Consider the following 340-nt stretch of genomic DNA (forward strand, 5'->3'; position numbering starts at 1 on the left):
CGCTGGAATATGTCCTTTACATCACCAACACCCGCAAGGACACCAACGGCCTTGCCCATGACCTCATAAATCGGTTCGGAGACTTTGCCGGGGTGCTGGATGCTTCCGAGGAGGATCTGCTGACAGTGGAGGGCGTAGGCCCCTCCACCGCCCGGATGCTGCATCTTTTGCCGCAGATCGGCAGATACTATACCCAATGTGTGGTCAACGGCAAAAAGTGCATGAAGCCCACCGACCAGCTGGTCGAATACCTGATGGCACAGTTTGCCGGGACTGTGCAGGAACGCGCCCTGCTGGCTGCGCTGGATGGCCGCAGCCGCATCAAGGGGCTGTTCTGGCT

Annotated in this window: 1 pseudogene; it reads left to right on the forward strand. The window is 59.1% G+C overall.

Annotation, left to right across the window (positions count from 1 at the left end):
• Positions 1 to 340, forward strand: a pseudogene (locus tag P0G09_RS16270) (DNA repair protein RadC); the annotation flags it as partial.

The sequence above is a fragment of the Faecalibacterium sp. DFI.5.82 genome (genome assembly GCF_029076575.1).
In the GTDB taxonomy this organism is placed as follows: domain Bacteria; phylum Bacillota; class Clostridia; order Oscillospirales; family Ruminococcaceae; genus Faecalibacterium; species Faecalibacterium duncaniae.